This is a genomic window from Amycolatopsis sp. NPDC059021, assembly GCF_042739895.1.
Lineage (GTDB): Bacteria > Actinomycetota > Actinomycetes > Mycobacteriales > Pseudonocardiaceae > Amycolatopsis.
Genome location: NZ_JBHYIQ010000070.1, coordinates 1 through 7,336, shown reverse-complemented (window position 1 = coordinate 7,336; position 7,336 = coordinate 1). Strand labels below are relative to the sequence as shown.

General features: G+C 71.4%; 7 protein-coding genes and 1 riboswitch. Of the genes, 3 read left to right on the top strand and 4 right to left on the bottom strand.

Going from position 1 to position 7,336, the window contains the following annotated elements:
• Positions 1 to 47: 47 nt before the first annotated feature.
• Genes ACFWX1_RS32700 through ACFWX1_RS32685 form a run of 4 tightly spaced genes read right to left on the bottom strand, consistent with a single transcriptional unit; the run spans position 48 to position 4,234 of the window.
• Complete coding sequence (locus tag ACFWX1_RS32700) at positions 48 to 884, bottom strand: ECF transporter S component (RefSeq protein WP_378393615.1); 837 nt, start codon at positions 882 to 884, stop codon at positions 48 to 50.
• Positions 881 to 2,482: an ABC transporter ATP-binding protein gene (locus ACFWX1_RS32695; protein WP_378393614.1), complete on the bottom strand. Its 1,602-nt coding sequence runs from the start codon at positions 2,480 to 2,482 to the stop codon at positions 881 to 883. The genes ACFWX1_RS32700 and ACFWX1_RS32695 overlap by 4 nt, the downstream gene beginning before the upstream one ends.
• A complete protein-coding gene (locus ACFWX1_RS32690; protein WP_378393613.1) occupies positions 2,479 to 3,579 on the bottom strand; it encodes a CbiQ family ECF transporter T component in 1,101 nt (366 codons plus the stop codon). The genes ACFWX1_RS32695 and ACFWX1_RS32690 overlap by 4 nt, the downstream gene beginning before the upstream one ends.
• Complete coding sequence (locus ACFWX1_RS32685; protein WP_378393612.1) at positions 3,566 to 4,234, bottom strand: hypothetical protein; 669 nt, start codon at positions 4,232 to 4,234, stop codon at positions 3,566 to 3,568. Before ACFWX1_RS32685 ends, ACFWX1_RS32690 begins: the two co-directional genes overlap by 14 nt.
• A gap of 88 nt (positions 4,235 to 4,322) precedes the next feature.
• Positions 4,323 to 4,446, bottom strand: a riboswitch (cobalamin riboswitch).
• Between the two features lie 48 nt (positions 4,447 to 4,494).
• Here ACFWX1_RS32685 and ACFWX1_RS32680 point away from each other — a divergent pair.
• The 3 genes from ACFWX1_RS32680 (at position 4,495) to ACFWX1_RS32670 (ending at position 7,286) form a co-directional block, all read left to right on the top strand.
• A complete protein-coding gene (locus ACFWX1_RS32680) occupies positions 4,495 to 5,403 on the top strand; it encodes a Gfo/Idh/MocA family protein (protein ID WP_378393611.1) in 909 nt (302 codons plus the stop codon).
• Between the two features lie 245 nt (positions 5,404 to 5,648).
• Positions 5,649 to 6,341, top strand: a complete 693-nt coding sequence (locus ACFWX1_RS32675) for a VanZ family protein (protein ID WP_378393610.1) — start codon at positions 5,649 to 5,651, stop codon at positions 6,339 to 6,341.
• Between the two features lie 183 nt (positions 6,342 to 6,524).
• Positions 6,525 to 7,286: a GNAT family N-acetyltransferase gene (locus tag ACFWX1_RS32670; protein WP_378393609.1), complete on the top strand. Its 762-nt coding sequence runs from the start codon at positions 6,525 to 6,527 to the stop codon at positions 7,284 to 7,286.
• Positions 7,287 to 7,336 lie beyond the last annotated feature (50 nt).

The following is a 7,336-nucleotide window of genomic DNA, read 5'->3' as shown; positions in this document are numbered from 1 at the left end:
GCCTTGAGAGACTCTGGGTCTCTCAAGGAGGCCCCCACGGACTTCGGTCAGCGTCCGACGCCGAAGCTGACCGGCGCGTCGAAGGCGGCTCGGCGGGCGGCCCGGCGCAGCACCGCCAGGACGGCCGGACCCACCAGGATGATCGCGGCCAGGTTCGTCACCGCGCGGCCGGTGTCCCAGCCCAGCGTCGAGGACAACACCGTGTACGCGAAGTACCGGTGCAGGTTCTCCAGTATCGGCGCGCCCGGCACGAATTCCAGGCCGGCCGTGGCCCCGGTCAGCGACGTCCCGAGCAGGAACGGCCAGTGCCACATGTTCATCAGGAAGCCGAAGAAGTAGGCCGCGAACACCCCGTACACCCCGAGCAGCGCGATCTCGGCCCTGCCCCGCGGCCGCTTCGGCAGCAGCCCGGCGCCGAGGCCGATCAGCGACGAGGCCAGCATCTGGAACGGCAGCCACGGCCCCACCCCGGCGGTGAGCAGCGCCGAGGTGAACATCGACGTCGAGCCCAGCACGAAGCCGAACCCGGGCCCGAACACCCGCCCGGCGAGCACGAGCAGGAAGAACACCAGCTCGATGCCGCCGGTGCCCGCGCTGAGCGGCCGCAGCACGGCGTTGATCGCGGAAAGCACACCGAGCATCGCGAGCGCCTTCGCGTCGATACCGCCGCTGGACAGCTCGGCCAGCACGACCAGGATCAGCACCGGCAGGGTCGCCATGAAGATGAACGGCGCGTCCATCCCGTGTGCCTGCGCCCCCGGCTGCGGATGGGCGAACAACGGCCAGACGAACATCGCCACGCCGAGCACGGCGGCCACCGCGAGGACGAGCGCGGTCCGCGGGCCGACCCGCACCGCCTTGGTCTGCGTGAGGAAGTCCGTCACTCGCCCAGGGCCTTCGCGACTTCGGCGACAGTGAGCCACGCTTGCGGCGCAAGGATCTTCGCAACCTGCGGAGCGAACGCGGGCGAGGCGACGACGACGTCCTTCGTCGGCCCGTCCGCGACGACCTCGCCCTCAGCCATGACGATCACGCGATGCGCGACGGTCGCCACGAATTCGACGTCGTGGGTGGCCACGACGATCGCCCTGCCCTGCGCGGCAAGTTCGGCGAGCACCTCCGCGAAGTGCCGTTTCGCGTGGTAGTCGAGGCCTCGCGTGGGTTCGTCGAGCAGCAGCACCGGCGGCGCGGCGGTGAGCTGAACGGCGAGCACCAGCGCAAGCCGCTGCCCCTCCGAGAGGTCACCCGGGTGCAGCGCGCCGTCGATGCCGGGGGTGAGCCGGTCGAGCAGACGACGCGCGGTGCCGGGTGCGGCGCCGGATTCGCCGTCGGCCTGCGTGCATTCGGCGTCGACCGAATCGAGGTACAGCAGGTCGGCCGCGGTCTGCGGAACGAGCCCGACCCGGGTGCGTGCCTGCCGGGGCTTGAGCGTGTGCGGATCCTCGCCGCCGACGTCGACCTTGCCGCCCGACCGCGGACCGCTGCCCTGCAACGCCCACAGCAGCGACGACTTGCCCGAGCCGTTACGCCCCATCAGCGCGAGGATCTCGCCTTGCGCGAGCCGGAGGTCGACCCCGCGCACCGCCGTCACGTCCCCGTACCGGACCTGCACCGCCTCCGCCCGCAACGCCGTGTCACCGGAGGTTGCGACGGCCCGCGGCTCGGCGGTCTCGGAAAGCCGTTCCCGCAGCGATCCGGCACGGCGGCGGGCATCGCGGACGGACAGCGGCAGCGGTGACCAGCCCGCAAGCCTGCCCAGCTCGACGATCGGCGGCGCGACCTCGGCCGTCTCCAGGATCTCCGCCGGCGTCCCCGACCGCACCGAGCCGTCCCCCGGCAGGTAAAGGAACCGGTCGGCGTATTGCGCGACGCGTTCGAGCCGGTGTTCGGCGACGACGACCGTGGTCCCGAGGTCGTGCACGAGCCGGGTGATCGCGGCCAGCACGTCCTCCGCGGCGGTGGGGTCGAGCGCGGACGTCGGCTCGTCGAGCACGAGCACCTTCGGATGCGCCGTCAGCACCGCGCCGATCGCGACCCGCTGCTGCTGCCCGCCCGACAATGTCCGAAGTGGACGGTTGCGCAGCTCGGCGATGCCCAGCAGGTCCAGGGTTTCCTCGACGCGCTTGCGCATGACGTCCGGCGGGACGGCCAGCTGCTCCATGCCGTATGCCAGCTCCTCCTCGACGGTGTCGGTGACGAACCCGGCCAGCGGATCCTGGCCGACCACGCCGACGACATCGGCGAACTCCCGCGGCGGATGCCGCGAAGTGTCCTTGCCCGCGACGCACACGCGTCCCGAGAGACGCCCGCCGGTGAAGTGCGGGACGAGTCCGTTGATCGCCCCGAGGAACGTCGATTTCCCCGCCCCGGTACGCCCGGCGACGAGGCACAGCTCGCCCTCCTCGACCAGAAGGTCCACATTGGACAGTGTCGGGCCTGCCGCGTCCGGATAGGTCACGCCGACACCCGAGAACTCGATCATCGCGCCACCTCCAGCACCGGCACCGGACGCGGCGCGAGCCACGCCGGTAGCACGCCGACCAGCAGCGAAAGCGCGTGCCACGGCGAAAGTTCGGGCCAGCGCAAGGGATTCAGCGACGGGTAGAGGTCCGCGGCGTCGACCCGCCCGGTCACGAACAGCAGCGCGCAAGCGGCCACTCCGGACAACAGCACCAGCGTCTCCTCCAGTCGCCACGGATCCGGCCGGTACCGCGTCCGCCGCACCCGGCGGCCACCGAGGACGAACCCGGCGGTGGCCACGACGAGCCCGGCCACCAGCATCGGCGCGCCCAGCCAGGCCGACGTCCCGTCGAGCACGCCGTAGACGCCGACGCACACGCCGGCCAGCCCACCCAGCACACACACGCCGATCAGCACCCGCACCCGGGGACTCAGGTAGCCGCGGCGCCCATAGCCGCGCGAATCCATCGCGGCGGCCAGCCGCAGCGAGCGGTTCATCGCGTCCTCCAGCACAGGGATCACGATGCCCTTCAGCGCCTTCATCCCGCGCTGCCGCCCCGCGCGCAGCCTCCGCGCTCGCCGGACGCGCTGCACACTCTCGACGAGCTGCGGCGCGACCGACAGCGCGACCGTGACCGCCGTGCCCACCTCGTACAACGCCCCGGGAACCGCCTTGAGCATGCGTTTCGGGTTCGCCAGCGCGTTCGCCGCGCCGACACAGATGATCATGGTCGCCAGCCGCAGCCCATCGTAGAACCCGCCGAGCAGTTCCTCCGCCGACGTCGGCCCGAGCAGCGTGATCCCGGCCATGACCGACGGCAGCGGGATGCTCGGCAGGGTGAACAGGACGTGCCCGCCATCCTCGCCACCGATCAGGATCCGGAAGAGAACCCGCGTGGCAAGGACTACGACGCCGACGTACGCGTAGAGCCGGAAAGCCACCGCCCAGGGAGCGTCACTCCGCCGGTTCGCGACGACGAAACCGGCCACCGCGATGATCAGCCCGAGCAGCAGCGGATTGGTCGTATGGCTGGCCGCGACGGCCAGCGACAGCGCCCACACCCACCACGCGCCGGGGTGCAGTGTCCGCGGCGCGCGGCCGGAACTACCGAGCGCCACGTTTGCGCCGCGCGGCGACGATCCCGGCCGCGCCGCCGATCACCACGAGAGCCACCACGCCGATCACGACACCCCAGGGGAAGCCGCCCGTGTCGCCGGAAGCGCCGGTCGCCGAGGGCGACGTCGACGGCTGCTGCGCCGGACGAACCGGCGCGACCCGCGGCGGCGGGTTGGTACCGAAGGACTTTCCGCGCCAGAACGACCACCCCTCGAAGCCGCCCAGCGCGGGCTTGTGCGTCATCGCGCCCTCCTGGCTCGACACCCAGGCCCCGTTCGCACCGTTCCAGTACCCCCAGAAGTCCGTGGCCGAGGGCATCGCGGCGCAGGATTCGGCGTCCGGACCCGGTTTGCCGTCGATCCGGCAGGCCACCGCGAGCCCGAAGCGCTGCGAGCCGGTCACGGTGAAGCCCGCGTTCTGCAGCGCGGTCACCCCGTTCGGCTGATCACCGGGGGCGCAGCGGACCACCGGCTCGCCGCCGAGATCCCCGAAGTCGACGATCACCGTGACCCCGGCGCCGTCCTGGCAGTATCCCGGGCTGCCCTTGCCCTGGTCGGCGGCAGCGGACGTGACCGCACCGGCCCCGCCGAGCAGCACGAGCACACAGACGGCGAGCAGCCTCGCCACGACCGCGACCGGCTGACGCGTGAAAGACATCGGGCACCTTCCCCTTGTCCGTCGAAGGCGCCCCCGACCGGCGCGCGACGGCGTCAGCCCCAGGACCCCGCAGATGGACCTCGACATCGGAGTCGCACCAGGCACGGGCGATCCGGCTCACAGCGGCGAAGCCGTTCACGGTTGCGGGTCAGCGCCGGATTTTCACCGGCTTCCCCCGGGCGTGGTGTCTAACCCGCTGACGTTAACCCACGGGAGGCGGGCTCCGGAAGCGACGCGAGCCACACATACACTCACCGATCGTGGGACACGGACAGCTTCGAGTCGGCCTCATCGGCACCGGTCCATGGGCACGGACGGTGCACGCACCGGGCCTCGCCGATCACCCCGGGACGACGCTGAGCGCGGTCTGGTCCCGCCGTCCCGAAGCCGCGCGAGAACTCGCGGACGCGCACTGCACCACCGCCGCCGACACCGTCGAGGAGCTGTTTTCGCAGGTGGACGCCGTCGCGTTCGCCGTACCGCCCGCTGTGCAGGCCGAGTTGGGCGTGCTCGCGGCCGAAGCGGGCAAACACCTGATCCTGGAAAAGCCGCTCGCCGCCGACCTCGCCGGAGCGCGCCGACTCGCGGACGCCGTCGACGCGGCAGGCGTCGCCACCCTGATGGTGCTGATCCTGCGCTACGCGGAGCAGACCAGGGAATGGCTCGACGGGGTCGCCGAAGCGGGCGGCTGGCGCGGGGGCGGGGCCCGGTGGCTGTCCGGCGCGCTGCTCGGCGGTCAGTACGCGGGTTCGAGCTGGCGGACGGATTCGGGCGCGCTCGCCGACATCGGCCCGCACGCGTTCGACCTGCTCGACGCCGCGCTCGGCCCGATCACCGACGTCCTGGCCGCGCACCGCACCGACGACGACCTCTGGCAGTTGCTCTTCGCACACGAAGACGGCGTGACCAGCACGGCGACGTTGTCCCTGCGGCTGCCGATCCAGCCGACCGTGGTCGAGGTCGCGGTCTACGGCGAGCACGGCTACCGCACGCTGGGCCGGAAACCGGGCGCGGCGCGGGAGTCCTACACCGCGCTACTGGACGACTTCGCCGCGATGATCGCCAGCGGCACCACGGCACATCCCTGCGACGCGCGGCGCGGCCTGCACCTGCAGACGATCATCGAACGCGCGCGGGAAGTCGCGGACGGTAGCGGTCACCCGCAGTAGTACACAGCCGGGCGAAGCCGCTTTTCGTTGTGACGTAATACTTTTCCGCGCTCGCCCGCAATTCATCCACAGGGTTGTCCACAGCATCCACTGTGGACAGTGCCCGCTCGACCCAAGCACGGTTCCCGGCGGCTCGCCAACCGAAGATCACCGAATAGTGCGCCCCCTTAAACATGCCAAGTGGATCTTGCGGTGCAAGAGTGATCTTGCGGCGAGCCGATCTCGACAGTCGGGGAAGGAGACGGATGGCCGAGTTGCTGCACGTCTTCGGGGACATGATCCCGTTGTCGATCCTGGCTCTGTGCTACGCGTTCTTCGCCTGGCCGGTGCTCACCGCACACCGGGCGCGGATCCTCCCGCGCCGCCACGCGAGCGCCACCGCGGCACTGGACGTCACCCTCTGCACCTTCGGCGCACTGGTGCTGCGCCTGGCAACGATGCAGGTCGGAACGTCCCGCGAGAGCATCCTCGACCTGGTACCGGGCGCCGACCTCGCCGAGACGTTCACCAGCGGGAGCGCGTTCTGGCAGACCACGGGCAACCTGCTGCTGCTCTGCCCCCTCGGTGCGTTGCTCCCGCTGCGCGTCCCCGCGCTGCGGTCGCTCCTGCGGGTCATGTGCACCGCGCTGGCGACCTCGACGGCGATCGAGGGCACGCAGTACCTGATCCAGGTCGGCCGCGTGACCTCGACCGACGACGTCATCCTCAACACCGTCGGCGCGACGCTGGGCGCGGCGCTGACCCGGCGGGCCTGGCGCGTGCTCGACCGCCTCGGCGCCCCCGAGCCCGCCGCGATCCCGGTCCAGCGCCGCCGGACGATCTGCACCTCACCGCCCCGCACGCTGCGCGTCCCCCGCTCGGTGTGGGACACGCGCTACGCGACCTGCCCGAACGAGGCCAGAGCGGCCGAGGGGAACACCGCCAGACGTTCCGGCTGAACCGCCGTTAATCGCTTGCCCCGCGTGCGAAACTTCTCCCGACAGATCCTCCTTCGAGCTAAGGACAGCCAATTGCCTACCGCCGCCTTCGGCGTCGGTCGCAAGTAGGCCCGGCGCCGCACCCCAGCGTCCTTTTCACGCCCCCGTGGCGTTCCTTTGTCCTGCTCGAAAGGTCCTTCCGAAGTGTCTTTTCTCAGCTTTGTCCAGTCCTACATCCGCACCATGGCGGCTCGCGGCCGCGAGACCGAGCGGATCGGCCCGTTCCTGGCCACCTACTCCACCCACACCGAGCACCCGATGCTCAACTACGCCGTGCCGGACGACGGCGCGGTGCCGACCACGGCCGACGTCGATGCGCTGACCGAGGCCTATCGGCGGCGCGACCTGACGCCTCGCCTGGAGTTCCTGACCGAGGTCATCCCTGCCGCCGAGGCCGTGCTGCGGGAGCGTGGCTACGCCCTCGAACGCCGGGTCCCGCTGATGATCTGCGCGCCGGAGGACGCGGTGGCGTGGCCGTGTCCCGAGGACATCACCCTGCTCACGCCCGAAACCGACGTCGAATTCCTCGCGATGGTCAACGCCCAGCGCGAGGCCTACGACGAGCCCGATCCGGCGAGCGACGACGACGTCGCGTCGATGCGTGACCTGCTCGGCCGCGGCGGGCTCGCGGTGCTCGCCGTGCACACCGCCACCGGCGACCCGGTCGGCGGCGGGGTCGGCACCGCACTGGTCGACGCGACCACCGAGATCGCCGGGATCGGCGTGCGCGAACGGTACCGGCGGCGCGGGATCGCCGCGGCGCTCACCTCGCAGCTCACCCTCGAAGCACACCAGCGGGGCGGGAAGACGGTGTTCCTGACCCCGGCGGGCGAACCGGAGGAACGCCTCTACGCGCGGATCGGCTACCGCCGCGCCGCCGAGTGCGTCCACCTGTCACTGGCCTGACGCCGCAGGTCCGTGGGGGCCTCCTTGAGAGACCCAGAGTCCCTCAAGGA